We start from the raw sequence: 25,414 nt of genomic DNA, 5'->3' as shown, positions 1-25,414 counted from the left end.
ATCTGTTATCGTGCTTTTATGACAGGCTCGCGGCTCAGCCCCTTGGCTGACAGCTCACCCTCGTATTCCCTGAATTTATCGTCGCCCTCGAGGCCCAGCTCACGCAAATATCGCCAGGTAAAGATACCGCTGTCATGGCCGTCGTCGAAGGCGATGCGCACCGCGTAATTGCCGGTGGCCACCACATTGCGGATGCCGACCAGGCGTTTGCCCGGCACCGTCACCTTCTGGCCGGGGCCATGCCCCTGCACTTCGGCCGAGGGAGACAGAACGCGCAGCATTTCCGCCGGCAGCGCAAAGCTTGCGCCATCGTCGAAGGTTACCGTCAGCACGAGCTTGTCCTGCGATACCTTGATCTCGGTCGGCCAACTATCTGTGATGGGGTCGGTCATCTCTGCTCTTCCAATTTTGTCCGCTCACGATTATGGATTTCGTCAATTCGCTGCAAGTGCGTTGACGGCAGCAAGACGATCCAAAGTCGCAGACCATATGCATGCTTGACGTCGATCAGGACAATCACCAGATTTGACGTACAGGAGTAGAACGACGTGAATTCTTTCGTGACCCCACCGCTTGTCGCCGCCCCGGCCGCCAGCATCGCTCCGATGATCGACAAGTTCGGTCGTGCGGTCACCTATTTGCGCGTATCCGTCACCGACCGCTGCGATTTCCGCTGCACCTATTGCATGGCGGAAAACATGACGTTTCTGCCGAAGAAGGATTTGCTGACACTCGAAGAGCTGGACCGTCTCTGTTCGGCATTCGTCGCCAAGGGCGTGCGCAAACTGCGGTTGACCGGCGGCGAACCGCTGGTGCGCAAGAACATCATGCATCTGGTGCGCTCGATTGGCCGCCATATCGAAACCGGCCATCTCGACGAGCTGACGCTCACCACCAATGGCTCGCAGCTCGCCCGCTTCGCGCAGGAACTCCACGATGCCGGCGTGCGCCGCATCAACGTCTCGCTCGATACGCTCGATCCGCAAAAGTTCAAGGAAATCACCCGCTGGGGTGACTTTTCCAGGGTCATGGAAGGTATCGATGCCGCCCAGAAGGCCGGGTTGAAGATCAAGCTTAATGCGGTGGCTTTGAAAGGTTTCAACGAAGACGAAATCCCCGAGATGATGCGTTTTGCGCATGGTCGCGGCATGGATCTGACCGTCATCGAAACCATGCCGATGGGCGAGATCGAGGAAGACCGCACCGACCGTTACCTGCCGCTCTCGGTGTTGCGCGAAAACCTCGAGAAGCAATTCACCTTCAAGGATATCCCGTTCAAGACAGGCGGCCCTGCCCGTTATGTCGAAGTGATGGAAACCGGCGGCCGCATGGGTTTCATCACACCGATGACCCATAATTTCTGCGAGGGCTGCAACCGCGTCCGCCTCACCTGCACCGGCACGCTTTACATGTGCCTCGGCCAGAACGACGCCGCCGACCTGCGCGAAGTCTTGCGCGAAAGTGACGACCCGACGCATCTGGCCGCGGCAATTGACGAGGCGATCGCCCGCAAGCCGAAGGGCCATGACTTCATCATCGACCGGAATAACCGGCCGGCGGTGTCACGGCATATGAGCGTGACGGGCGGCTGAGGCTGGTGGATTTGTGCTGTCCATTTTGTTAGGCTGCAAGCCTTACGCGGCAGGATTATCATGCGCACATCACTCCAAATCGACGATGAGCTTGGCGAAAGGCTCGACAAGCTTTCGAAAGTCCGCAACCAATCAACCGATGGCATGATCGGCGATGCCATCTGGCAATATGTCGAGCGCGAAGAATACCGAGAAGGTTTTCGTCAGGAGGCCCATGCCGCTTGGGCCGACTATCAGGAGAGCGGACTTCACCTCACCGGACAAGAAGTTCAGGACTGGCTTGAGAGTTGGGGCACAGACCAGGAAAAGGGTCCTCCGGAGTGCCACAGGTAATTGTCACTCGCGGTGCGTTGACCGGGCTTGAGCGATGCCGGCGTTTTCTGGATAAGGCCGGCGACGGTCTTCCGCCGAGGCCAAGCGTGCAATCTCCCGCCACTTTTCTTTACTATCGCAGACGCCGCATATCGGTCGCCCATTTTCAGACAACGAACCTCTGAGAGAGTTGCTGATTCCCTTCGGTAGTAGTGGTTATGTCGCCTTGTATCGGTTCGAGCCGGCGGACAATACCGGTTATATTCTGGCGTTTCGCTATCAGCGTGAGGCCGGATATTGATCGCATCGTGAGTTCGGCTAATCGGTGAACTCTGGAACGTTCGAAAGCGGTGGTAACTCGAACACCTCCGTCTTCGCAACTCCGGCACCATCGAGCCGACAAAAAATATGGCCGAAACATCGTCCCGGCCATTTATAAAGCTATCGGATATTACGCCACCTCACGCCCCCAGCCCGGCCGGCGATCGTAATCGCCCAGTTCCACCTGCATCTGCGGATCGCGTGTCTTGAAATGCTCGATCTTCTCCGACAGCATTTCAACACGGCGGCGCAGACCATGGATCTCAGCGTTGTTTTCTTCGACCATCGCGGCGTTGCGCTGGGTGATCAGCTCCACTTCCTGCACCGCATGCGTCACTTCGCGGATGCCGGTGGATTGTTCGCCGGTCGCTGCCGAAATGTCGGAGACGAGTTTGCGCACCTCGCCGACATGGGTGATGATCGATGATAGCGCCTGTCCGGTCTCTTCGACCAGATGCACGCCGCTCTTCACCTGCGTCGCACTGGCCGAAATCAGATCCTTGATCTCGCGGGCAGCACCGGCACACCGTTGCGCCAGTTCACGCACTTCCTGCGCCACGACGGCAAAACCACGCCCAGCCTCGCCTGCCCGCGCGGCTTCCACACCGGCATTGAGGGCGAGAAGGTTGGTCTGGAAGGCGATTTCGTCGATCACGCCGATAATGGTGGCAATCTTGGCTGACGACTTGCTGATCTCGCCCATGGCACCGACGGCCCGTTCAACCACCTGACCGGAGCGTACCGCGAACTCTTCCGTCTCGCTGACGGAGGCAGAGGTGCGCTTGGCATTTTCGGCCGTCGACACGACGATCTCGCTGAGGTGCCGCAGCGCCCGCGAACTCTGCTCCAGAGCCGCCGCCTGCTGTTCGGTGCGGCGGGCCAGATCATCGGCGGAGCTTGCCAGATTGCCGGTGCCGCCTTCGATCTCGTCGGCGGTGCTGCGCACATCGGCAAGCGTCGTGCGCAGAGCCTCGACGGCCTGATTGTAGGTGCGGGCCATCTCGACAAAGTCTTCCGCCAGATCCTCGGCCATGCCCTCTACCAGATCGCCTTCCGCGAGCTTTCCGAGCACGTGCGACAGGGCGTTGAGCGCGCGGCGCTGCTCCGATGCCACGTGGGCACGCTCGGCATTGCGACGCTCGGACTCTTCGGCCGAAAGCTCACGGGCAGATGCCGCTTCCTGCTCCAGCCGCACGTTTTCGACAGCGGCATCACGGAACACGGTAACGGAACGCACCATGTCACCAATCTCGTCGCCACGCTCGCGGCCTTCGATCGACACATCGAGGTCGCCATTGGCAAGACGCTTCATCACGTCGTTGACGCGGCGCAGAGGACCACGCAGCGTCTCGACCAGCATCAGGCCGCCTGCAATCGCCAGCACGGTGCCGACAACCATCGCGATGACGGACAGCGTCGCAGAACGTTCGCTGTCCTGCTTGCCGGTTTCCTGCGCCTGCGCCACAAAAGCCTTCAGACCGGCCATGCCGTTGACAAGCGTCTGCGCGGCCTCGGCCTTCTGTTTCTGCCAGTCGGCCGTGATGTCCATCAGCTTGACCGAGGATTTATCGAGTGCCGTAAGCTGCGCCTCGGTCTTTCCGGCAAACTCGGCCAATGTGACATTGGTGGCCGACAGTTCCGAAACGCGTGTGCTTGCCTTGCGCAGGGTCGTCATGCCGCCCAGAACCGCCTTGCGGCTGTCCTCGGTGGCGGTCATGCGCAGGCGCTCGACGAGAAGCTGCAATTCATCGATCCGCCGCAGCGATTCCTCGCTCTGGGTCAGCAGTTCACGCTGCGCCACCACGTCGGCCTCGAGGCCGACGAATCGTTCGGCTGCCGTCACCGCCTTGGTGGTGGCGAGGTTGGAGAGGTCGCCCTGGATGCGCATGAAGGCACTGGTGCCGACGCGGGCTGCCTGTCCCTTTTCTGCGATCGGCGCATCGCTCGCCAGAACCTTGTCGAGATTGGCGGCGGCCTCCCGTGCCGGTGCAAAACCCTTCTGGGCCCGCTCGGGCACAAGGCCGATGACCTTGTCGAATTCGGCATTCAGTGTGGCGAGATAGAGTTTTGCCGTATTGACGGCGGCATCATCGCTTTCGGCGCGGCGCATGGCTTCGCGCAGATCACCGATGCGGCCGGAGACGGCGTTATAGGCAAAAGCTTCCAGCAGCAGACCCTTGGCAAATTTTTCCTTGCCTTCCATCTGCTTGCGCAGCGTGCCCACCTGCCCCTGCACGCCGGTGCCGAGAGCACGAACCTTGGACATGCCGAGATCCATCTCGCGGCCGTTCTGGTCGCGCCGGCCCTTGACGGCCCACAGCGCATCCGCATGCGCCCGCATGGCCGCCGCCAGGCCGATCACCGGGGCGATACGTTCCCGGTCACCGTCGGAGACCAGCAGGCCCTGCAATGCGCCAACACCCTTTTCCTGGGCATCGATATCAGCCTTCAAGGCCGCCAGCGTCTTGTCGCCGGGCGCATTGGAAAAATCCTGCAGACTGGTCTGAAGGCGCTCGAAGTCGCCGATATTTTCGATCGTCGCGCGTGTGACGGTCATATGGCCGTTCAGCGTCGTCGAGGTGTAATAGCCCGCCAGCCCGACGCCGGCGATCAGCAGCACCAGTGGCACGACGAACAGAAGAACTTTGGTGACGATCCTGCGGCTCTGCAAAAGCCGGTCGATAAAGGACATGCGGTTCCCCCCGCGAATGTGCCCGTACACCAGCCTCCCATCGGCGACGCACAGCCATTATTTTCGCCTCATGCGAAATTCTAGCAACACTCGGAAAATTGGATTGAGCAACCGTTAACAATGCACGGAAAAGCTTCATTTTCCGGCGGCAGATCGTCGCCACCTGACGATCGGCAGACCAGCCGTTTCCATTTCGCCAAAACCACTTTAAGGAGAGCCGGCCTTCACGCCATCGCTGCGGCCACCGATTCTCAGTTCAGGCCGATGATGCGTGATTCGGCGTGGGGGAGTGGGACGGATGGTACGATCGGCGAATTCCAGGGGCGCGCTTTTCATGGTGCTCGCCATGGCGGTGTTCATCTGCAACGATGCGCTGGTCAAAGCCGTCTCCTCGCAGGCAACGGTCGCACAGATCATGTTCGTGCGCGGCGCCATGACGTTGATCCTCGTTTTCCTGATCGCCCGCCATCTCGGCGCACTTCCGACCCGCCGCATGCTGACCGACAGGATCATGCTTTTGCGCGTTTTCTTCGAGATCGGCGCAACGCTCACCTATCTCACCGCGCTCAGCCGCATCCCCTTCGCCAATGCCTCCTCCATCCTGCAATCGCTGCCGCTTGCCGTGACGCTGGGAGCGGCGCTGTTCCTCGGCGAAAAGGTCGGCTGGCGCCGCTGGTCGGCCATCGCCGTCGGCTTTATCGGCGTGCTGATCATCCTCAAACCCGGCCCTGCCGGTTTTGTGCCCGACGCCCTGTTCGCCGTTGCCGCCGTGTTTTTCACCGCCGGTCGCGACCTCGCCACCAAACGTGTCGATCCGTCCATTCCCTCCATTTCCGTCAGCATGTTCACTACCACCGTCATCACCGTGCTGGGCGGACTGCTGATCGTGCCGATGGGTGGCTGGCAGCCGCTTGATGGCGGTGCATTCGGTCTTCTCGCACTGGCATCGCTGCTTGTCTTAGCCGGCTACCAATCGATCATCCTTGCCATGCGCACCGGCGAAATCTCCTTCGTTGCGCCCTTCCGTTACACCGCACTGGTCTGGGCGCTCGGCATCGGCTTCCTGTTTTTCGGTGAAATCCCGGATGCGTGGATGTTCCTCGGCATCGCCCTTGTCATCGGCTCCGGTCTTTACACCTTCTACCGTGAAAGCCGCCGCCGGCAGGTAACGGCCGGCGAAACCGATCCGGCACCACCGGCATGATGAGACGCCGTCATGACCATTGAAACACCACGTCCCGAAAACATCGCAGGCCTCATTCTCGCGGGCGGCCGTTCCAGCCGCATGGGTTGTGACAAGACGGCGATGGCGCTATCGGGGCGACCGATGATCGCCCATGTCGCCGATCGCCTGATGCCGCAGGTCGCAGCGCTTGCCGTAAACGCCCTTCCCGATTTCGCGCAGCACCAGAACCTGCCGGTCGTGGCCGATACGCTCGAAAATCATCAGGGGCCGCTTGCCGGCATTCTTGCAGGCCTTCGCCATTTTTCCGCAAAGGGCATCCATACACATATGGCAAGCGCTGCCGGCGATGGTCCATTCCTGCCGCGCGACCTCGTCGCCCGCCTCGTCGCCGCCTGCCCCAATGGTGAGACGATCGCCATCGCAGCGTCCGAAGGCCATATGCATCCGGTCTATGCGCTCTGGCCGCTTGGCCTCGCCGACGATCTCGAACAGTGGCTGAAGGATCCCGGCAATCGCCGCGTCAAGGCGTTTCTGGCCCGCCACCCGAATGTCACGGTTTCTTTCGAACCGGAGGACACGCCGGCAGGCTCGCGCGATCCGTTTTTCAACGTCAATACGCCTGAGGATTTTACTCTGGCGCAAACATTTCTGGAGCAGTGATGACCCAGCGCATTTTTGGCATTTCCGGCTGGAAAAATTCCGGCAAGACCGGGCTTGCCGTCCGCCTCGTTGCAGAATTCACCCGCCGCGGTTACCGCATCTCGACGATCAAGCACGCGCATCATGATTTCGATATCGACAAGGTCGGCGCCGACAGCTTTCGCCATCGCGAGGCCGGCGCGCATGAGGTCACAATCGTGTCGGGCACGCGCTTTGCCATCATGCACGAATTGCGGGGAGAACCGGAACCGAGCTTTGAAGACATTCTCGCCCGCATCGCGCCCTGTGATCTCGTTCTGATCGAAGGCTACAAACGCGAGCCGGTGCCGAAGATCGAGGCACGCCGTCTGGAATCCGCCAATCGCGAGCCGCTTGCCCCGAACGACCCGCATATCGTCGCCATTGCCGCCGACCATGCCGTCGAGGGCAGTACGATCCCGGTTTTCGATCTCGACGATACGAATATGATCGCTGACTTCATCGCGGAGAAAGTAGGCCTGCTGGCGAAATGACTGGCAGGCCAGCAATCAGTTTGTCAGTCGGCTCGGCTGGGCTGTCACCTTTGCGGCGATGTCGGCAAAAGCAGCAACGAGCGCATCCACCGAATTCGACTCATAATAATTCGCCTCGGTGGTGGCGCAATATTTCAAGAGATCCTGACCTTTCGACGGCGCCATGAAGGCCACGGTATAGATCTTGATACCGGCCGTCTTGGCAGCTGCGCATTTCAGGCGGACGTTGTTGTCGATGGTCGAATCCCACAATGCGCTGTTACCGGTCATTTCGCCATCGGTCATGAGGACGATCGCGCGGTCTACCGGATCGTTACCATTTTTCCTCTGCTCCACGCTTTCCGTATCGGTTTTACCGGTGTTGACCTTGATGTTGCTGGTTGCCGTATCCAGCGAGTTGGTCGCATCCGTACCGCCAACCGGTGTTGCGATGGCGTTCACCTGACTGCGGGATTTGGTCGTTCCCCATGCCATGGCAGACTGCCCGACCATGCCGTTGGCATAGGTTATGACGCCGGTGCGGATGAATTTCGGCGTTGGGTCAACCTTGTCGAGCCCGTCAAACATCGCCGTTGCCGCTTCTTTCACAGCGTCCATTTTCGTCAGGTAGAAGGTCGTATAACTTAGGCAGATGTTGAGGATCTGCAGTGTGCATTTGGTTCGCTGCGTCGTGGTTGGCTGCACCATCGAACCGGACGTATCCAGCAGCACTTCCATCGAGAGCCCCTGCGGGCCGCCGTAACCGCTCACTGTCTTGCTGGCTGCCGCAACATTGACCTGCTGCCCGAAAATCAGCCGGGTCAGAGGGTTCAAGGGCACCGGCAGCCGCGAATTGACCGCCACAGTGAAGGATTTCCCCGAAGACCCTTGCGCCGTCGTGGTGATGGATACCGTCGTGGCCGCCTTGATCGCGGTGACCGTGGCTGCATCCGCCGTGCCGGAAAAACGTCCCGCCACGAAATTCTTGCCGTAATCAGAGCCGGTCGTGCCGTCGATCTTTTTATCCGCCAGACGTGACGACACCGCCAGCGCCGCCGCATCGGTGGCGTCCTGCAACTGCGCCTTCGAAAGCACCATGCTGGTGGCATCGATGGCCATGCCGGCCACACCAAGAAGGACAGGCATGATCAGCGCCGTCATGACGCTGAAATTGCCATCCCGGCCCAATACGAGAGCGCGGATTTTCTGTCGGACATGTCGCATGCTGAAGACACTCGCAGGTGAAGAACACCGCTATCATTTCAGCAATCACTTAATTAGTGATAACTTCATCAATTAGAAATGAACAATATATGAATTTTGCAACACTCCACACCATCCGCGCGCGCAACACCACGCGGCGGCACGGCCAGCGTGTCGGGCGCAGTTATTCCGGTAAATTTTCGCCGAAAATCAGCACTACGGCGCCCCTGCGCATGCAACCCGCTTCCCTCTTCAAGCGTATATGCTAATCAAAACGCCTGCTCGAAAGGTTGCCCTGTGAATCCAGACATTGCATCGCTCTCTCGCGAAGAGCTTCAAGACGAAGTGGTCCGCCTGAGGGCATTGCAGGCCAGTCAGAACACCATCGCCGAAACAGAACTGGCAGGCAGCGAATCCCGCCGCCGCGCCGTGTTCGAGGCCATCGACGACGGTTTCTGCATCATCGAATTCATCGACGGTCCGCATGGTCCCTTGAGCGATTACGTCCATATCGAATCCAATTCCGGCTATGAACGCCAGACCGGCATTGCCGATATCATCGGCAAGCGGCTGCGCGAGATCGAGCCGGACAATGCCGACGTCTGGCTGGATATCTATGGCGGCGTGCTGAAGACCGGCAATGTCGTGCGTTTCGAGCAGGAATTCGTGTCGATCGGCCGTTTTATCGAGGTCTCGGCAACCCGCGTCGAACCGGCCAGCCTGCGGCAGGTCTCGGTCCTGTTTCGCGATATCACCGAACGGAAGAATGCCGAAAAGGCCCTGCGCGAAAGCGAAACCCGCGCCCGTGATGCCGTACAGCGTGTTCAGCTTGCGCTCGAAGCCGGCGCCATTATCGGCACATGGTTCTGGGATGTGCCGAACAACAAGTTCACCGTCGACGAAGCCTTTGCCATCGCCTTCGGCATCGATCCGGCGCTCGGGCGTGTCGGGCTGAGCCTGCAACAGGTGGTCGAAACCGTGCACCCGGATGACCAGGCGGGACTTGCCGCCGCCATGCGCGAAGCTCTGTCGCGCGGCGGCGCCTATGCGCATCAGTACCGCACCCGCCGACAGGACGGAAAATATTACTGGCTGGAAGCCAACGGCCGCGTCGATCTTTCGCCGGACGGCAAGCCGCTCAGCTTTCCCGGCGTGTTGCTCGACATCGAGAACCGCCGTGCCGTCGAGGCCGAACGCGACCGGGCGCTTGCCGCCCTGCGCACGCTCAATGATACGCTGGAGCAGCGCGTCGAAGAACGCACCACCGCCTTGCTAGCGGCCGAGGAAGCGCTGCGTCAGGCCCAGAAGATGGAGGCCGTCGGCCAGCTTACCGGCGGTCTTGCGCACGACTTCAACAACATTCTCGCCGGCATCAGCGGCAGCCTAGAGCTGATGAAAACACGGCTTGCGCAGGGCCGCATCGGCGATATCGACCGATATCTCACCGGCGCGCAGTCGGCCGTAAAACGCGCCGCCGCCCTCACCCAGCGCCTGCTGGCATTCTCGCGCCGCCAGACGCTCGATCCGAAACCGTCGGACGTCAACCGCGTCGTTGCCGGCATGCAGGATCTGATTGCCCGCAGCGTCGGCCCGGGCGTCGCCATCGAAACGGTGGCAGCCGGCGGGCTGTGGACCGCCTTCGTCGATGCCGGGCAGCTGGAAAATGCGCTTCTCAACCTGTGCATCAACGCCCGCGATGCCATGCCGCAAGGCGGAAAACTGACGATCGAGACCGGCAATCGGTGGCTCGACGAACGGGCCGCCGCCCAGCGCGGCCTGCCGCAGGGCCAGTATATTTCGCTCTGCGTCAGCGATACCGGCACCGGCATGCCGGCAGATATCATCGAGCGCGCCTTTGATCCGTTCTTCACCACCAAACCCATTGGCCAGGGCACCGGGCTTGGCCTCTCCATGGTCTATGGTTTTGCCGGTCAGTCGGGTGGTGCCGCGCGCATCTATTCGGAACTCGGCAAGGGTACGATGATCTGCATCTACCTGCCGCGCCACACCGTCGATGGCGATTTCGAGGACATGCCGGTCGAGGATGCACCAGTGCCGGTCGCCAGCGGCCAGAACCTCATCCTCGTGGTGGATGACGAGCCGCTGGTGCGCATGGTGGCGGTCGAGATTTTGCAGGATCTCGGTTATTCGGTTCTGGAAGCCGAAGACGGCCCAACGGCACTGAAAATCCTCAACACCCGACCCGACATCGACCTGCTGATCACCGATGTCGGCATGCCGAACGGCATGAACGGCCGCCAGCTGGCCGATGCCGCGCGCGTCGAACGCCCGGACCTCAATGTGCTGTTCGTCACCGGTTATGCCGAAAACGCCGTCCTCAACCACGGCCATCTGGAGCGCGGCATGCAGGTCATGACCAAACCGTTCGTGGCCGATGCGCTCGGTCGCCGGGTGAAGGAACTGATCGGCGGGGAATGACGCCTTCCAGAAAAGAATAAGGGCCGGACAAGCCGGCCCCTACCGATCTTAACGCTTCGAAATATCAGACGTTGTCGGCATCCTTGCGCGGGCTTGCCCAGCCGAGCGCGTGGTAAAGCACGATCGCACCGATCGTCGCCGTGCCGATACCATCGAGCGTGAAGCCACCGACATCGAGCTTGAAATTGCCGGCGCCCAGAACCAGTGCCACACCGACGGTGATCAGGTTGCGCGGCTCGGAAAAATCGACCTTGTTTTCCACCCAGATACGGCCGGCCGTGGCAGCGATAAGACCAAACACGACGATCGACAGACCGCCGAGAACCGGACCCGGAATGGTCTGGATCAGTGCGCCGAATTTTGGCGAGAAGCCGAGCAGGATGGCAACGAAGGCCGAGACGAGGAAGACCAGCGTCGAGAAGATGCGGGTCACGGCCATGACGCCCATGTTTTCCGCGTATGTGGTCATGCCGGTGCCACCGAAGGCGCCGGAAAACATCGTGGCGACGCCGTCACCGATGAAGGCGCGACCCAGATAAGGATCGAGATTGCGGCCGGTCATGGCGCCGATCGCCTTGATATGCCCGAGGTTTTCAGCAACCAGGATGACGACGACCGGGGCAATCAGGGTGATTGCCGAGGCGTGGAAGACCGGTGCGGTGAAGGTCGGCAGGCCGAACCATGCGGCAGCGGAAACACCGGAAAAATCGATCGGCGTGCCGTAACCCATGCCGTTGGCCAGCACGAGATAGAGCAGATAGGCAAAGGCGCCACCGATCAGGATCGGCAGGCGGCGCGTCAGGCCCGGCGCATAGACGGCGACAAGGCCAACAGCGGTGACGGTGGCGATGGCCACCCAGCGCGACAGCTGGCTGCCATCGGGCGAGGCCGCGCCGGTGCCGGATGCACTGGCAATGGCGATCGGCGCGAGCACAAGGCCGATGGCGGCAACGATCGCACCGGTCAGAACCGGCGGCATCAGCATTTCGATCCAGCGGTGACCGGCCATCATCACGATGATGCCGATCATCGTGTAAAGCGCACCGGCGGCGATGATGCCGCCCAGCGCCACCGCGATATTCGGATTGGGGGCGCCGGCTGCGGCAGCGGTTGCCACCAGAACCGGGCCGATGAAGGCGAAGGACGAACCGAGATAGCTCGGCACACGGCCGCCGACGGCGATAAAGAAGATCAGCGTCGCGATACCGGAAAACAGGATCGAGACGTTCGGGTCAAACCCCATGATCATCGGCGCAAGAACGGTCGAGCCGAACATTGCCACCACATGCTGAAAACCCAGCACCACTGTCTGGCCTGCCGGCAGACGTTCGTCGGGCAGGATGCGCCCTTCCGTCTTCAGCCGCCACCGCGGAAAATAACCACCCGTCTCGCTCATGTTTCGCCCCATCTCTTGGTTTCGCCAGACGACCGGGCATGCGTTTTGACGGCGCACCTGTTTTGCATTTCGGTCGGAGGCGTTGATCTTTCTAAAACTGCGCTTCGCGGATAGGCGACCGGCATCAGTCGTCGGTGGCGTCTATCGGCTCGCAAAAACCTTGGTTAATCCGAACTTGCCGCACTGTCATCGGGCCTTTCCGGCTTTCCCACAGCCGAAAAGTCTAATGTGCTCCATTTGCACTGGCGAAATGCCGCATGCTCCTTACCTCCATTACAGAGGATAATTTCAGCGATGACAGGGAGGACCGGTCATGGAAAAGAACACCATCTGCCTCTGGTACGAAAAGGACGCGGAAGATGCGGCCCGTTTCTACGCCGACACCTTTCCGAACAGCAGCGTCGGCAAGGCAACGCGGGCACCGGGCGACTATCCGGACGGAAACGAAGGCGATGTACTTGTCGTGGAATTCACCGTGCTTGGCATCCCTTGCATCGGGCTCAATGGCGGCCCGCATTTCAAGCAGTCGGAAGCATTCTCCTTCCAGATCGCCACCGAGGATCAGGCCGAAACCGACCGCTACTGGAACGCCATCGTCGGCAATGGCGGGCAGACCAGCGACTGCGGCTGGTGCAAGGACAAATGGGGCGTGTCATGGCAGATCACCCCGCGCATCCTGATGGAAACACTGACCCAAGGCGGCGCACCGGCCAAACGTGCCTTTGACGCGATGATGACGATGAAAAAGATCGATGTTGCGGCAATAGAAGCGGCCGTGCGGGGTTAATCCTCGCTGCGGCCTTCTCCCTCACGATTGCGCTCATACCGCCTTTTGACCGGAAAATCCGGCAGCCAGCTTTCGCGGCGAACGGTCCATAATTCATAGGTCGGCTCAAACCGGTCGATCTCGTCCAGCGCACCAAGATTGACCTCCACCTCGTCCTCACTGCGCCCGAAAACCTGCGAACCGCAATGCGGGCAAAAATGCCGGCCACGATAGTCACGTGTCTCGCCCTGCACTGTCACCGCCGCCTCGGGAAAGATCGCCGAGGCATGAAACAGCGCGCCATGGGTCTTGCGGCAATCGAAGCAATGACAGATCCCGACGCGATAGGGATTGCCGGTCGCAACGAGCCTGACATTGCCGCAGCGGCAGCCACCGGTGATCTCGGACATCGTGCTTCTCCCTGCTCAAGCAATTGCCAGCGGACAAAACAGACCGCCCTGTTCAGGCAATGACTTTCTGTGGCAAAGGTTGCCTGATGCGAATTCTCAAAGGTCTTCCATCAGCCTGTTCCAAATCGAAGGCATTGGTCTGACGCACGAGATCGCTCAGTTTTTTGGCGCCATAGGTTCGCGGATCGAAATCGGAGGTCAAGTTCGACAGTTGTGCGCCCACCGGTCCCAGATGCACCCAACCGTCCTCGCTCTCCAGTTGGGCGATCGCTTTCTTGATCAGCGCCGTCGCAGTTTTCGGCGGCTTTAGCGGCGTTACGGCCAGAACAGTTGCCGCCTCGTTCGTCGCCACCGGCGGCAACAAATTCTCAGTGTAGATAAACCGAAGACATGCCTGCCGAAAACTCTCCGGTGTCTTCTGCTCCCCGAAACCGAAGACATCGACACCGTGTTCGCGAATGCGCGCCGCCAGCCGGGTGAAATCGCTGTCGGACGAGACGAGGCAGAACCCGTCGAACCGGCCGCTGTGCAACAAGTCCATGGCATCGATGACGAGCGCGATATCGCAGGCGTTCTTGCCGGTCGTATAGGCAAAATTCTGCTGCGGAATGATCGCGAATTTTGCCAGAACGTCGGTCCATGACTTTGTCTGGGGCGCGGAAAAGTCGCCATAGATGCGCCGGACGCTCGCCTCGCCGATCTTGGCGATCTCCTCGAATAATCCACTGGCGATCCTGGCCGACGCATTATCTGCGTCGATCAGCACGGCAAGGCGGCGCGGGCGTTTTTCCGACATGCGAGAGGGCTCCCCTTTCCCAAAGCAAATGGCAGGTCGAGCATCTCCCGGCGGAAGGTGTTTTACAACCTATCCGGATCATAATTCCGCGCGCACGCTTAACGACATGTGGCCTGCGACGGTTCAGCCGAACATCCCGGCAATGCTCCGGTGCGACCTCGCCACCGGCAACGGCTGGGCCGTCCATCCCTCACATCACAAAGGGCCGATCCAGCTGGCCAGCCAGAAATCCATCTGTCCGAATGGCAGGACATGCGCGAAAAGCCCCACCAATGCGGAGCCAGCCGCCATCAGGACCACCCCACAACCGGCCCCCAAAGCCACGCCGGCGGGAGTGCTTTTCGGCTGGCGTGCAACCCAGCAGGCCACGACAATCGCGATGATGTTGAAGGTAATGAACGCTATGGCCTGCGTGACCCCCATGTCGCAGACGCCCTCACCCGCAGCTTGCCTGCGTCACCCGGCCGGTTGCAGGATCCGTCTCGATCGTCACCCGGTCCTGCCGAAAATCGCGCGTGACCATGTCGCCCGGCCCGATCTGCCGCACGTTTGTCGCGCCCGTCAGCCTTTTCGCCTGCGCATCGCTGGGTTTTTTCTTGCCGATCAGCTTTTGCGCCGCCTGCGCGTTGCATATTTTTGGCTTGGCCGGTGCAGCACCTGCCGTAACGGGAACCAACGTTGCGGCAAGCAGCAACGACAACAGACTTGCGGATATTTTCATAGCGATATTCCTAACCTATTCTAAACCACAAATTTATCCATAACTTTGCCGACAATGCGGCCGGCGTCAGACCGTTGCCAGTCGCTGATATTTTCCCTAGGACAGGTCTCCTGTCGGAGACTGCGCATGATCAAGAATTTTCATCCCGGACGCTCGCTGAAAACCCTTCTGGCGGTGGCCACCCTTCTGTCCTCAACGGCAGCCAATGCCACGCCCGTGCTGGTCGTCGATACCGCCAGCCACGAAGTGCTCTATCAGGAAGATGCCGGTGCGCCATGGTATCCGGCCTCCACCACCAAGCTGATGACGGCGCTGATCACCTTCCAAGCGCTACGCGCCGGTGACGTGCGTCTCGACACGCCGGTCATGATCACCCGCAACGCGGCAAAACAGGCCTTTCTCGAATCCGGCCTCACCTTCGGCCGTACCATGCCATTGGAAGACGCGCTTTACGCCACCATCGTCGCCTCCGCCAATGATGTCGCCGTGGCACTGGCCGAAAAGGTCGGCGCTGATCTGCCCGCCTTCATCCGCCGCATGAATGCGGAAGCGGCCCGCCTCGGCATGACCGGCACGCATTTCGCCAGCCCCAACGGTCTGTTCGACAAGGACAATTACACCACCGCCCGCGACCTCGCGATTCTCGCCATGGAGATCAACCGCGTTTTCCCGGAATACCGCCGCTTCTTCCAGGCAACGGCGGTCAGCATTGATGGCAAGGAGATCAAGGCCAACAATCTGCTGCTCACCCGCTATCCCGGCACGGTCGGCATGAAGACCGGTTTTCTCTGTGCCTCCGGCCGCAACTATGTCGGCCTTGCCGAGCGCAATGGCCGTAGCGTCATGGTCGTCATGATGGGCGCCACCACCGAACGCGAGCGCAACGAGCGCGCCGCCCAATATCTCACGCAGGCCTTTGAAAACCGCTTGCCCACCGGCACCGGCCGGGTCGAGACCATCGTCAACCGCACGGACCTGTCGGCACCCGACATGCGCGTCAAACTGTGCACCGGCGCAAGTGTCGCTTATGAGGCCGAGCGCAACGCCATGTACCCGATGGGCCTGCCCGGCCACGAAAGCTTTTTGCAGGGCGAATTGCCGAGCCTCGTGCACACGATCAACACATGGGCCACGGAAAATGTCGCGGACGTGCCGCTGCCAAGACCGCGCCCGCCGGAATTCCAGTAAAGCGGACGTTATACCTGTCCGGTCAGTTCTTCTGACGGCACGATGCGAATGCCGGGCTTTGCTGCAAGAGCGCAATCCAGCAGTGATTGCGCGATCACCGGCGCCGGATTGATGCGCCAACGCTTCGGCAGCACCGGCGCGGCGATTTTCAGAACCGCTTCGGCGATGCCTTCACCACGACGGCGTTCCGCCCGCTCGCCGCCGATCAGGCCGGGGCGCACAAAAGCCAGCGATCGAAAGCCGATCGCTGCCAGATCCTGTTCGAGCCTGCCCTTCACCCGATTGTAGAAAAAACGCGAATTCGCATCGGCACCGATCGCCGAATTGAGCACGTAAACCTGCGCGCCGCGCTTGTGCATCAGGCGGGCCACGGTCAGCGGATAGTCATGATCGACCCGTTCGAATGCCGCCTGCGACCCCGCCACCTTGATCGTCGTGCCGAGCGTGCAGATCACCGCACCGCCCTGCCAGAAAGGCTCGTCTCCGGTCATCCCGCTGAAATCACATATGGGTGCCTCGAGCTTGGCATGGGCTGCCAGGGCTTTGCGGCCGGGCGCCACCACATGCGTGACGCGCGGATCGGCGAGAGCCAGCTTCAGCACATGGCTGCCGACAAGCCCGCTTGCCCCCACCAGCAGAAGTTTCATGATATCCCCCCGATCCATCGCCAAAGCCCTATCGAAGCAACGTTACCACCAGCCACCGCATTTTGGCATCATGCTTTCCCGTATTTGTCTGAAGGCATACCGGTGTTCGCGGGCAGATCGGCTCGCCTCGGTCATTGCCGCTTGCAACGCCTGCGACCATGCGCTTTCATCCGCACATATTCGTAGACGCGAACCGAATGCCCCTAAGATCATGATGAAAACGATGCGATCAAAAAGACCGGACTTGAAAACATCGCTTCATGTCCTGATCTTCGCTGCCCTGACATTGTCGATGATGAAGGAGCCTGCCATGTCGGACACGAAGGATGCGGCACTCATGGATGCTGCGCGCCACGGCGACACGCAGTCTGTCACCACGCTGATCGGCGAAGGCGCCGGCATCGACAGCCGCAACGCCCATGGACAGACCGCCCTCCTCATCGCCACCCATGCCAACCAGATCGAGGCGGCAAGGCTGCTCATCGAGGCCGGCGCCGACGTCAACGCCAGGGACGAGATAGAGGACAGTCCCTATCTCTATGCAGGCGCACGCGGCCATCTCGAAATCCTGAAACTGACATTGTCGCATGGCGCCGATCTCAAGAGCACCAACCGTTACGGCGGTACGGCGCTCATTCCCGCCTCCGAACGCGGCCATGTGGAAACGGTCCGAACGCTGATCGAGGCGGGCGTGGACGTGAACCACGTCAACAAGCTCGGCTGGACCGCACTTCTGGAGGCGATCATTCTCAGCGACGGCGGCCTGCGCCATCAGCAGATCGTCAAACTGCTGCTGGATGCCGGCGCAAGGCAAAACCTTGCCGACAAGGATGGCGTGACGCCGATGCAGCACGCGAAGGCGCGCGGATATGGGGAAATGGTGGCATTGCTGGAGGCGGCGAGACGTTAGGGCTGCTGTCGTTAATCACGCTAAAACCAGTAGTCAGGCTTCTGGTTCAGATTCCGGGCGCTCATCTGAGCTTCGGCAGCATCGTTCCATTTTCTGCTTCCCGAGAAAAGCCGCACGGATCGCGCCGATACAGGCCAGTCCCTGTCACGCAATTTATCGAGATCGAGCGCCGTGCGAGAGACAGCGAATTCCTCTATATCACCCTGCATATCCAGCCCCGACAATTCCGTCAGGTTTTTGCAGTTGAATAGCGCAAGTCGTTGCAGTTTCGCTCCGGTCAAATCTAGATGCCTGAGTTTAATTTGGTCTTCGACCCGAAGTGCAGCTAGCGCCGGCATACGAGACAGATCGCCCAGTGTCTCAACGCCTTGCACACGGAGAATTTGTAAAATTTCGAGCGTTTCGCTCATCAGGTCGTTAATGTCCGAACGACCACCAAGGATCAGTGTCAGATCCTTGAGCGACGTCATGCCATTGAGAAAATCAAGCCGGTTTTTCTTTGCGTAGGCACCTAAGCTCAGTTTTCTGAGTTGCTGCAACCCCACCAATACATCGATATTCTTCGAGTGGCCGTTAACGAAAAGACTTTGCAGTGACTTACATTCGGCCAGCGGCGAAAGGTCGAAATTCCGCTTGCGGTTTTCAATGAGGCCAAGCTTCTCCAATTGACCAAGCCTCAGTGTTTTTAAAAAGTCAGGCCGATCTAATTCGAAGACACCGAAGTTCAAAGATATCAGATTTGTGAGATGTCCGATTTCATCTTCGTTCTCGATTCTAAGGCAATCGACAGCGAGATCACGGGCTTCAGGCAGATGGCGAACGACTTTGGCATCGAAAAATGTGCCGTAATGGCCATAAAAGCGGACCTGCAAATGATCCTTGGCAATCCGGCAAGCTTCGTTCAGTGCAAGCAGAATGTCAGTCGGGTATGAGTCGGACGTACTGAATTGAACGACAAGTTTCCCGCGTTTTTCGCATTCTCGAGCGATCTCATCCGGTATCAATGTCTTCGGGTTCTGTATTCGCCCGCTATTTATTTCCAGCATGCGCTAACCGAACTCCTCATTACGATGATCAAAGAACACACAAGAGATTTGGCGAACAACCGCCAAAGGCATATTGACTCACAGCTTGCCCTCCAAAGCGCCGCGAACCAAACCGCCCTTAACGACCAGATGAAATGAATTCGCATGGCTGTGTGCGAACCGGCAGAAGCTTCGAAAAAACGGCATGCGACCGGGCTCTCTTCGTTGGCGAGTATCAACAACAATGCCCATAACGTATCAGCCGCCCGACGCACAACAACCGCCGCCGTCTGCGAACGGCTGTTCCCGCTGTGCGCAAAACGTGATGAATGCCATAATCACTTTGAATTTGTCAGAGCGACACCATCGTCCTAGTGCTGGACGTCATGTTGCAACAGGGGCCAACCATGCGCGCTTACAAAGTCGTCGATGCATTTTCCAACAAACCTTTCATGGGCAATCCCGTCGCCGTCATCCTCGATGCCGAGGGGCTGAGCGACACGGAAATGCAGACCATTGCCCGCTGGACCAACCTGTCCGAAACGACTTTCCTGCTGCCGGCAACCCATCCCAATGCCGACTACCGGCTTCGCATCTTCACGCCGCGCAGCGAACTGCCGTTTGCCGGCCATCCCACCCTCGGCAGCGCCCATGCCATTCTCGAGGCTGGCCTTCATTCGCCGCGCAATGGCGTGCTGGTGCAGGAATGCGCGGCCGGCCTTATCAATATCGCGGTGAGCGGCAATGGCCCCGAGCGCACGCTGACCTTGTCCATGCCGCCGGCCCAGATCCGGCCCCTGTCGGACATCGAGGTCGAGGAACTCGAAGGTATTCTGGGCGTCAAAGTGTCGAAATCCGAGCCGCCGGCCGCCATCAATGTCGGCCCTGTCTGGATCGTTGCCAAACTCGACAATGCCGAGACGGTTCTCGCCCTGCAGCCGGATTTTGCCCGTTCGGCCGCCTTCGAGAAAAAGCTGAATGCGACCGGCGTCACCGTGTTTGGTCCGCATGCCGGTGGTGATGCGGATATCGAGGTGCGCTCGTTTGCGCCGTCCTGCGGCGTGGAGGAAGACCCGGTCTGCGGCTCCGGCAATGGCAGCGTCGGATATTTTCGCCTCAACAACGAGTCCGCCTCTGCCGGCGGGATGACCTATACCGCATCACAAGGGTCAAAAGTCGGTCGCGATGGCCGGATCTCGGTGGATATCGACGGTGACGGCAAGGTTCTGGTTGGCGGCATGTGCGTCACCTGCGCCGAAGGCATCCTTCGCTACTAAGCCCATGGCGCTCGATAGCTTGCCCTGACGGCCGCCGCAGACTAAACCGCCCTCACCAGTCATTGAGAGGAGCCGCCATGTTCGAGACCACTGCGATCGAGACCGAAAACAAGCCGGAATTCTATCGCCAGCTCACACAGCAACTGGCGGCCCTTCTCGATGGCGAGCGTGATTTCATTGCCAATGCCGCCAACACGTCGGCACTGATCTTTCAGATGCTGCCGGATCTCAACTGGGCGGGTTTCTATCTGATGAAAGAGGGCGAACTGGTGCTCGGCCCCTTCCAGGGCAAGACGGCCTGCGTGCGCATTCCGGTCGGCCGCGGTGTCTGCGGCACCGCCGTCGAAAAGGCCCAGTCCATCCTCGTCGAGGATGTCCATGCCTTTCCGGGCCACATTGCCTGCGATGCCGCTTCACGTTCGGAACTGGTGGTGCCGATCCTGCGCGATGGCGCCGTCATTGGCGTGATCGATCTCGACAGCCCGATCCCTGCCCGCTTCGATGCCGAAGACCAGGCCGGCATCGAGCGCATCGCCGAAATCTTTGTGACGGCGAGCGCGTGATCCCGCTTTATCCGATCGATGACCTCGTCTCTGCCGAAGACACAAATGCCGGCCATGACGCCAGACAATTCTGCCTGCGCATCATCCGCGATTTCTACGGTATCGATTACAACAGCGACTGGCATGCCGATCTCGACAGCCTGACCGGGGACATCGAACACGGCTGGTATTCGCCCCGGAACGCCGGCGGCTTTCGCATCGTCCGCGATGACGCGGGAAACATCATCGCCACCGGCGGGTTTTACAATCTCGCCCGCAAGCCCGGCACCGCCCGCCGCCTCGCCGATCGTTACATCGACCAAAAAACCTGCCAGATCGCCCGCGTCTATCTCGAACCAAGCCTGCGCGGCAAAGGGCTTGGCAGCCGTATCGTCTCGGCTCTGGAGGCGGACGCCCGCGCCCTCGGTTATGACATCGCCTATCTGCACGCCGATGCGCAGACGCCCGATACGCTGGCCTTCTGGAAAAGCCGAAATTACCACGAATTCGGACGGTTTTCCTATCCCTCCGTATCTGGAGGCACAGACACTTCGGTCGACTTCGACAAGCGCCTTTGACGCTGGCGTCGTCGCTGGTCCGCAAAGTAGGCCAGTGCGTCCTCGTCGCAGATGTGCCTGAGCCTTCCGAGCTTGTCGAGCGCGAAACGCCATTCCGACTGCCGGTCTGACCAGTATTTGAGATACAGGTATTCGTAAAAGAACGCCGTTCTTTGCCCAAACGCCATCTTGAGCATTCTGTGATCGACGGCACGTGTCCCGATCAGACCGTAGACCAGTTCATAAAAGCCGATGACGGCACTTATGCTTCGCTCCGGGCCGGCGTCTGTCTTGCAGTCTTCACACATTCCACAGCGAGCTACTGTCCCGACTTGCGGGAGCGCGCGCAGCGCCTCCACGAGATCGCCCCCCTGATCGACGCGCAGGAATTCGGCCGCCTTGCTGCGCGCTTCGTGAAGAGGGGCGCTCGCCATCAGCTGTATCAGCATGATGGCGTTGTTCTTCTGACGATTTTTTCGAGCTGACAGGCCCTGCCCTATCGCCAGTATCAGCGCGACGACCGCCGCGATCAGGGCGGCACTCACGTCGCCCGAAATATCCCATGTCACGATCAGATTGTCTGCCATGCACGCCCTTGCCCCCTCAACAGGGACAACCAACCATCAAGCGCAAATAATCTCAACAACCACTTTTGCGACAATTGCCGGACACGAAAACGGGCACGTGCTTTAATGCGTAGCAAAAAGCCGCCGGCCAGGATGCCGGCGGCTTTTTATGTTGACCGCAGACCTTAACGCTGCGCCACCGGCTTCACCAGCGGCGTGATGCGGCGGATGGTGACACGACGGTTTTCCTGAGACGCGGCTTCGGTGCGCACCTTCAGGTAACGCTCGCCATAACCCTGCGTCGCCAGGTTTTCCGGTGCGATACCAAAGGCGTCGCTCAGCACGCGGGCCACCGATTCCGCACGGCGGTCGGAGAGCACCAGATTGCTGTCATCGGAACCGACCGCATCCGTATGGCCTTCGATGAGGAAGGTTTCGGCCGGGTCGCGGTCGAGAACTTCCTTGATCGCATCCGCAACCTTGCGCAGCGAAGACGCCTGGTTCATCGGGATGTCGGCACTACCGGTCGCAAAGGTAATCGTATCGAGGTCGATACGGCGCACCTTGTCGCGGATACGGGCCGAATAGCGCACTTCATCCAGCGAATAGACGCGTTCGACGCGTTCCACCGGCGGCTGTTCCAGGAATTCGTAATAATCCCGGTCCGGCTCGGTCGAGGTGTCGATGATGTAGTCGTCCAGCGGCACCGTCAGGCGCATGGGCGGAAGGTCGAGACCCGGATCGCGCCAGCGACGCGGCTGGTCACGCTCCTCCATCAGTTCCGGTGCATAATAGAGCACGTATTCACGGCCATCATCGCCGATGCGCGAACGCTGGACGATATCGCCATACCGGTTGCGAATGGTGACGATCTGGACGCCGTTGTCACGCTCGATGATTTCGCGGGTACGACCGCCGCGCAGGCGTTCATATTCCGGCTGATAACCCTCGTCATAGAAACGGCTGCTGTCGTCATGACGCACGATGGTGCGGTTGTCGAACTGCAGGATCACACGGCCGCCATCGCGGTTGCCGCCACGCTCCTGAAAACCGTCGGGACGTTCGAAACGCGGACGACCATCCAGCCGCTCGCCACGTTCCGCCGTGGCCGCTTCGAGCTTGATCGGCGGACGCGGACGTTCACCCGGAGCGAGCGCCTGTGCTTCGGCATCCGATGTCGGCGGTGGTGGTGGCGGGCCGGCGGGTGCGGCAACGGCCGGAACACCCGGCTGACCACCGGCGGGGCCACCCTGCGGACGACCACCTTCGCGCGGACCACGCGGCTGTCCCTGACCGGCAACCGGCGGGGTGCCCGGTGCCGCGGCAGGCGCCGACGGATATTCCTTGGCGCTGTCGAGGATGGCCGCGCCATTTTCAACCGGCAGCACGACCGGCCCGGTGGCAGAGGACGGATCCTTCGCGATCGCCTTGGCACGTTCGATTTCTTCAGGCGTGCGCGGCCCGGCCGGCAGTTCGCCAGCCTGCCCCGGAGCGGGTTGACCGGGAGCCGCACCACCGGGAGCAGCCGGAGTGGCACCGGATTGACCGGGCGCTGGCTGGCCGGGGGCAGCAGGTGCAGCACCTTCCGGCGCAGGTGGCGTGCCCGGCTGCGCAGCCGGAGTTGCCTGACCCGGTGCGGCAGGTGCCTCACCCGGAGCCGGGCGTGCCGGTCGCGAACCATCGGCAGGACGCGCCGGACGGGCAGCCGGTGCAGCCTCAGGTGCCGCGGGCGCGGATGCGGGGGCTTCTGCCGGAGCGGCGGGCTTTTCCGCCGGTGCGGGTTTTGCCGCAGGCGCCTCTGCGGGCTTCTCCACCGGACGTTCGGCAGGTGCCTGTGCATCGGACGCCGGACGCTCGCCGCGAGGGCGTTCACCTGCCGGGCGTTCGCCACGTGGGCGCTCACCACCCGGCTGGGCTTCACCATTGTTCTGCTTGTTACGGGCCGGACGCTCGGTCGGCTGTTCAGCTGCCGGCTGCTCGGCACTCGCGGCCGGTTCGCGTGGCGGACGCTGACGCGGCTTTTCCTGGCTCGGTTCGGCAGCGGGCTGTTCTGCGGCGGGCGCCTCCTGTGCGGGGGCTTCGCGGCGCGGACGCGGCGCTTCCGGCTCCGGCGCTGCCTCACGCGCCTGCGGCGGAGCGGCCTGCGGTTCCGGCTGGGGTGCCGGCGCTTCCTGGCGCTGCGGCTCGGGAGCCGCTTCCGGTGCCTGTTCGCGGCGCGGCTTTTCGGCCGGCGCTTCTTCCGCAGGGGCTGCACCCGGCGGCAGGATTGGCTGTTCGGCAGCCGGTGCATCCTGCACGCGGATCACTTCGCTGCGCGCCGGCACGGCCATCGCGCCTGGCGCAACGGGTGCCGCCAGTGCCGGCTGCCAGATCAATGACAGCGACAGCACGGGCATGGCAACGCCGGCCAGCAAACGGTGTTTCTTCGACATGGGACCTCCTTGGTAATCTCGCATCCCTGCAGTTTATTCGAGCAAAACTCCTCTTGCGGGAGCCTGGCCTTGTCCGGGCAGCCCTCAACGGCCACCCATTAAAATTGTTCCCAAACTTGTTCATGCCAAACCTGTGCATGACTGGCTGAACTCCACCTGAACGCGCCATTCAGGCAAAGCTTGGGCAGCCGATACCGACCGCCATTGCAAAAACACGTATTCCCGCTAAAAGCGCGGCCATATCAACGGCACCGGAAAAGGACGCGCCATGACCAAGATCGACGAGGAAGCCCTGGCCGAGGCCTATAACCGCGCATTGGATCTGGAAAAGTCCGGCGATCTCGACGGCGCGGCCAAAGCCTATGCCGACGTGCTGGCCATTGATCCGGAAGACCACGGCGGCGCAGCCGTCCGCCTCGCCTCCATGGGCCGCGGCGAAACCCCACCACGCGCGCCCGACGCCTATGTGGAAACCCTGTTCGACCAGCACGCCGAAAGTTTTGAAGACATTCTCGTCGAGCAGCTCGGCTACACCGTGCCGATGATGGTGCGCCAGCACCTGCAGTCGCTGGATCTTGGGCCTTTCAAGCGCATGCTCGATCTTGGCTGCGGCACCGGCCTCACCGGCGGCGCCCTGCGCGACATGGCGGAAGACATCACCGGGCTGGATATTTCCGAAAACATGGTGCAGATCGCCCATGAAAAGGATCTTTACGAGACGCTTTACGTCGGCGAAGTCGAGGACTTTCTCGAGGACAATGATGACGAAGCGTTTGACCTGATCACAGCCACCGACGTGCTGCCCTATCTCGGCGCGCTGGAACCGATCTTCTTCGGCGCCGCCGAAAACATGGTCAAGGGCGGCATTTTCGTGTTCTCGTCGGAAACCCTGCCGGAAACCGACGGCCGCCCCTATATCGTCGGCCCGCACCAGCGTTTCGTCCACACCGAAAGCTACATCCTCGACCGCCTGAAAGAGACCGGTTTCGAGGTGATCGAAATGTCGGAAATCAACGTGCGCATGCAGGATGGCGAGCCAAGCCCCGGCCATCTGGTGGTGGCACGGTTGAAGTAAGACGTCGGGGAAAAATACCCCTCACCAAGCGCGTCCAGCGCTCGGCTGTGCCTCCCGCGGACTTGCTATCCTCTCCCGCAAGGGGAGAGGCAGGCCGCGGCGACCTCGGCATCTTTACCTCTCCCCTTGCGGGAGAGGATACAAAATCATGATCTTAGCGAAGCTAAGTCATAGATTTTGTTGGTGAGGGGCAATTTTATCTCCCTATCC

General features: G+C 60.7%; 25 protein-coding genes and 1 pseudogene. 14 read left to right on the top strand and 12 right to left on the bottom strand.

Annotated elements, in window-relative coordinates; all coding sequences use genetic code 11:
* Positions 1–5 precede the first annotated feature (5 nt).
* A complete protein-coding gene (locus EDF70_RS12205; protein ID WP_132273809.1) occupies positions 6–380 on the bottom strand; it encodes a DUF971 domain-containing protein in 375 nt (124 codons plus the stop codon).
* 225 nt (positions 381–605) lie between these two features.
* Between EDF70_RS12205 and moaA the strand changes: the two genes are divergently transcribed.
* The 3 genes and pseudogenes from moaA (at position 606) to EDF70_RS30705 (ending at position 2,205) form a co-directional block, all read left to right on the top strand.
* On the top strand, positions 606–1,592 hold the full coding sequence (gene moaA, locus EDF70_RS12200; protein WP_132273806.1) for a GTP 3',8-cyclase MoaA: 987 nt from the start codon (positions 606–608) through the stop codon (positions 1,590–1,592).
* 60 nt (positions 1,593–1,652) lie between these two features.
* The gene (locus tag EDF70_RS12195) at positions 1,653–1,925 is read left to right on the top strand and encodes a ribbon-helix-helix protein, CopG family (protein ID WP_132273562.1); all 273 of its coding nucleotides are present in this window, start codon (positions 1,653–1,655) and stop codon (positions 1,923–1,925) included.
* Positions 1,913–2,205 (top strand): annotated as a pseudogene (locus EDF70_RS30705) (type II toxin-antitoxin system RelE/ParE family toxin). Before EDF70_RS12195 ends, EDF70_RS30705 begins: the two are co-directional and overlap by 13 nt.
* 150 nt (positions 2,206–2,355) lie before the next feature.
* Here EDF70_RS30705 and EDF70_RS12185 read toward each other — a convergent pair.
* Positions 2,356–4,917: a HAMP domain-containing methyl-accepting chemotaxis protein gene (locus tag EDF70_RS12185; RefSeq protein WP_132273561.1), complete on the bottom strand. Its 2,562-nt coding sequence runs from the start codon at positions 4,915–4,917 to the stop codon at positions 2,356–2,358.
* 298 nt (positions 4,918–5,215) lie between these two features.
* On the opposite strand from EDF70_RS12185, the gene EDF70_RS12180 reads away from it, so the two are divergent.
* The 3 genes from EDF70_RS12180 to mobB are packed head-to-tail and all read left to right on the top strand — an operon-like array spanning position 5,216 to position 7,275.
* On the top strand, positions 5,216–6,121 hold the full coding sequence (locus EDF70_RS12180) for a DMT family transporter (protein ID WP_132273560.1): 906 nt from the start codon (positions 5,216–5,218) through the stop codon (positions 6,119–6,121).
* Positions 6,122–6,133: 12 nt separating this feature from the next.
* On the top strand, positions 6,134–6,763 hold the full coding sequence (gene mobA / locus EDF70_RS12175) for a molybdenum cofactor guanylyltransferase MobA (protein ID WP_132273559.1): 630 nt from the start codon (positions 6,134–6,136) through the stop codon (positions 6,761–6,763).
* A complete protein-coding gene (gene mobB, locus EDF70_RS12170; protein WP_132273558.1) occupies positions 6,760–7,275 on the top strand; it encodes a molybdopterin-guanine dinucleotide biosynthesis protein B in 516 nt (171 codons plus the stop codon). Before mobA ends, mobB begins: the two co-directional genes overlap by 4 nt.
* A 15-nt stretch (positions 7,276–7,290) precedes the next feature.
* On the opposite strand, the gene EDF70_RS12165 is transcribed toward mobB, so the two are convergent.
* Complete coding sequence (locus EDF70_RS12165) at positions 7,291–8,478, bottom strand: TadE/TadG family type IV pilus assembly protein (RefSeq protein ID WP_132273557.1); 1,188 nt, start codon at positions 8,476–8,478, stop codon at positions 7,291–7,293.
* A 276-nt stretch (positions 8,479–8,754) separates the two neighbouring features.
* On the opposite strand from EDF70_RS12165, the gene EDF70_RS12160 reads away from it, so the two are divergent.
* Positions 8,755–10,896, top strand: a complete 2,142-nt coding sequence (locus EDF70_RS12160) for a hybrid sensor histidine kinase/response regulator (RefSeq protein ID WP_132273556.1) — start codon at positions 8,755–8,757, stop codon at positions 10,894–10,896.
* A gap of 64 nt (positions 10,897–10,960) precedes the next feature.
* On the opposite strand, the gene EDF70_RS12155 is transcribed toward EDF70_RS12160, so the two are convergent.
* Positions 10,961–12,292, bottom strand: coding sequence for a solute carrier family 23 protein (locus EDF70_RS12155; RefSeq protein WP_132273555.1), 1,332 nt, complete (start codon positions 12,290–12,292; stop codon positions 10,961–10,963).
* A gap of 313 nt (positions 12,293–12,605) precedes the next feature.
* Here EDF70_RS12155 and EDF70_RS12150 point away from each other — a divergent pair, with 313 nt between their 5' ends.
* Positions 12,606–13,079, top strand: coding sequence for a VOC family protein (locus EDF70_RS12150; RefSeq protein ID WP_132273554.1), 474 nt, complete (start codon positions 12,606–12,608; stop codon positions 13,077–13,079).
* Here EDF70_RS12150 and EDF70_RS12145 read toward each other — a convergent pair.
* The 4 genes from EDF70_RS12145 to EDF70_RS12130 form a co-directional block, all read right to left on the bottom strand.
* Positions 13,076–13,468, bottom strand: coding sequence for a GFA family protein (locus tag EDF70_RS12145; RefSeq protein WP_132273553.1), 393 nt, complete (start codon positions 13,466–13,468; stop codon positions 13,076–13,078). The two genes, EDF70_RS12150 and EDF70_RS12145, sit on opposite strands and share 4 nt — an antisense overlap.
* Positions 13,469–13,520: 52 nt before the next feature.
* The gene (locus EDF70_RS12140) at positions 13,521–14,264 is read right to left on the bottom strand and encodes an NYN domain-containing protein (protein WP_132273552.1); all 744 of its coding nucleotides are present in this window, start codon (positions 14,262–14,264) and stop codon (positions 13,521–13,523) included.
* Positions 14,265–14,459: 195 nt separating this feature from the next.
* Positions 14,460–14,687: a hypothetical protein gene (locus EDF70_RS12135; RefSeq protein ID WP_132273551.1), complete on the bottom strand. Its 228-nt coding sequence runs from the start codon at positions 14,685–14,687 to the stop codon at positions 14,460–14,462.
* A gap of 13 nt (positions 14,688–14,700) precedes the next feature.
* Positions 14,701–14,985 carry an I78 family peptidase inhibitor gene (locus tag EDF70_RS12130; protein ID WP_132273550.1) on the bottom strand — a complete coding sequence of 95 codons (285 nt, stop codon included), beginning with the start codon at positions 14,983–14,985 and terminating at the stop codon, positions 14,701–14,703.
* Positions 14,986–15,111: 126 nt separating this feature from the next.
* On the opposite strand from EDF70_RS12130, the gene EDF70_RS12125 reads away from it, so the two are divergent.
* The gene (locus tag EDF70_RS12125) at positions 15,112–16,173 is read left to right on the top strand and encodes a D-alanyl-D-alanine carboxypeptidase family protein (RefSeq protein ID WP_165931997.1); all 1,062 of its coding nucleotides are present in this window, start codon (positions 15,112–15,114) and stop codon (positions 16,171–16,173) included.
* Positions 16,174–16,181: 8 nt separating this feature from the next.
* Here EDF70_RS12125 and EDF70_RS12120 read toward each other — a convergent pair whose 3' ends face one another.
* The gene (locus EDF70_RS12120) at positions 16,182–16,820 is read right to left on the bottom strand and encodes an NAD-dependent dehydratase (protein ID WP_132273548.1); all 639 of its coding nucleotides are present in this window, start codon (positions 16,818–16,820) and stop codon (positions 16,182–16,184) included.
* Positions 16,821–17,112: 292 nt separating this feature from the next.
* Here EDF70_RS12120 and EDF70_RS12115 point away from each other — a divergent pair, with 292 nt between their 5' ends.
* Positions 17,113–17,730, top strand: coding sequence for an ankyrin repeat domain-containing protein (locus tag EDF70_RS12115; protein ID WP_165932015.1), 618 nt, complete (start codon positions 17,113–17,115; stop codon positions 17,728–17,730).
* A 20-nt stretch (positions 17,731–17,750) separates the two neighbouring features.
* Here EDF70_RS12115 and EDF70_RS12110 read toward each other — a convergent pair whose 3' ends face one another.
* Positions 17,751–18,776: a hypothetical protein gene (locus EDF70_RS12110; RefSeq protein WP_132273546.1), complete on the bottom strand. Its 1,026-nt coding sequence runs from the start codon at positions 18,774–18,776 to the stop codon at positions 17,751–17,753.
* Between the two features lie 386 nt (positions 18,777–19,162).
* On the opposite strand from EDF70_RS12110, the gene EDF70_RS12105 reads away from it, so the two are divergent.
* From EDF70_RS12105 to EDF70_RS12095, 3 genes are all read left to right on the top strand, one after another.
* The gene (locus tag EDF70_RS12105) at positions 19,163–20,032 is read left to right on the top strand and encodes a PhzF family phenazine biosynthesis protein (RefSeq protein ID WP_132273545.1); all 870 of its coding nucleotides are present in this window, start codon (positions 19,163–19,165) and stop codon (positions 20,030–20,032) included.
* 77 nt (positions 20,033–20,109) lie between these two features.
* Complete coding sequence (locus EDF70_RS12100; protein WP_132273544.1) at positions 20,110–20,595, top strand: GAF domain-containing protein; 486 nt, start codon at positions 20,110–20,112, stop codon at positions 20,593–20,595.
* The gene (locus EDF70_RS12095) at positions 20,592–21,152 is read left to right on the top strand and encodes a GNAT family N-acetyltransferase (protein WP_132273543.1); all 561 of its coding nucleotides are present in this window, start codon (positions 20,592–20,594) and stop codon (positions 21,150–21,152) included. The genes EDF70_RS12100 and EDF70_RS12095 overlap by 4 nt, the downstream gene beginning before the upstream one ends.
* Here the strand turns inward: EDF70_RS12095 and EDF70_RS12090 are convergent.
* Together EDF70_RS12090 and EDF70_RS12085 are read right to left on the bottom strand one after the other, a co-directional pair.
* Positions 21,095–21,718, bottom strand: coding sequence for a hypothetical protein (locus EDF70_RS12090; RefSeq protein WP_132273542.1), 624 nt, complete (start codon positions 21,716–21,718; stop codon positions 21,095–21,097). The genes EDF70_RS12095 and EDF70_RS12090 overlap by 58 nt on opposite strands.
* 164 nt (positions 21,719–21,882) lie before the next feature.
* A complete protein-coding gene (locus tag EDF70_RS12085) occupies positions 21,883–24,129 on the bottom strand; it encodes an OmpA family protein (RefSeq protein ID WP_245519126.1) in 2,247 nt (748 codons plus the stop codon).
* A gap of 268 nt (positions 24,130–24,397) precedes the next feature.
* Here EDF70_RS12085 and EDF70_RS12080 point away from each other — a divergent pair, with 268 nt between their 5' ends.
* Complete coding sequence (locus tag EDF70_RS12080; protein WP_132273540.1) at positions 24,398–25,204, top strand: methyltransferase domain-containing protein; 807 nt, start codon at positions 24,398–24,400, stop codon at positions 25,202–25,204.
* Positions 25,205–25,414: the final 210 nt, after the last annotated feature.

The sequence above is a fragment of the Neorhizobium sp. JUb45 genome (assembly GCF_004343585.1).
Classification (GTDB): Bacteria; Pseudomonadota; Alphaproteobacteria; order Rhizobiales; family Rhizobiaceae; genus Neorhizobium.
This window is presented reverse-complemented; position numbering and strand designations above follow the sequence as displayed.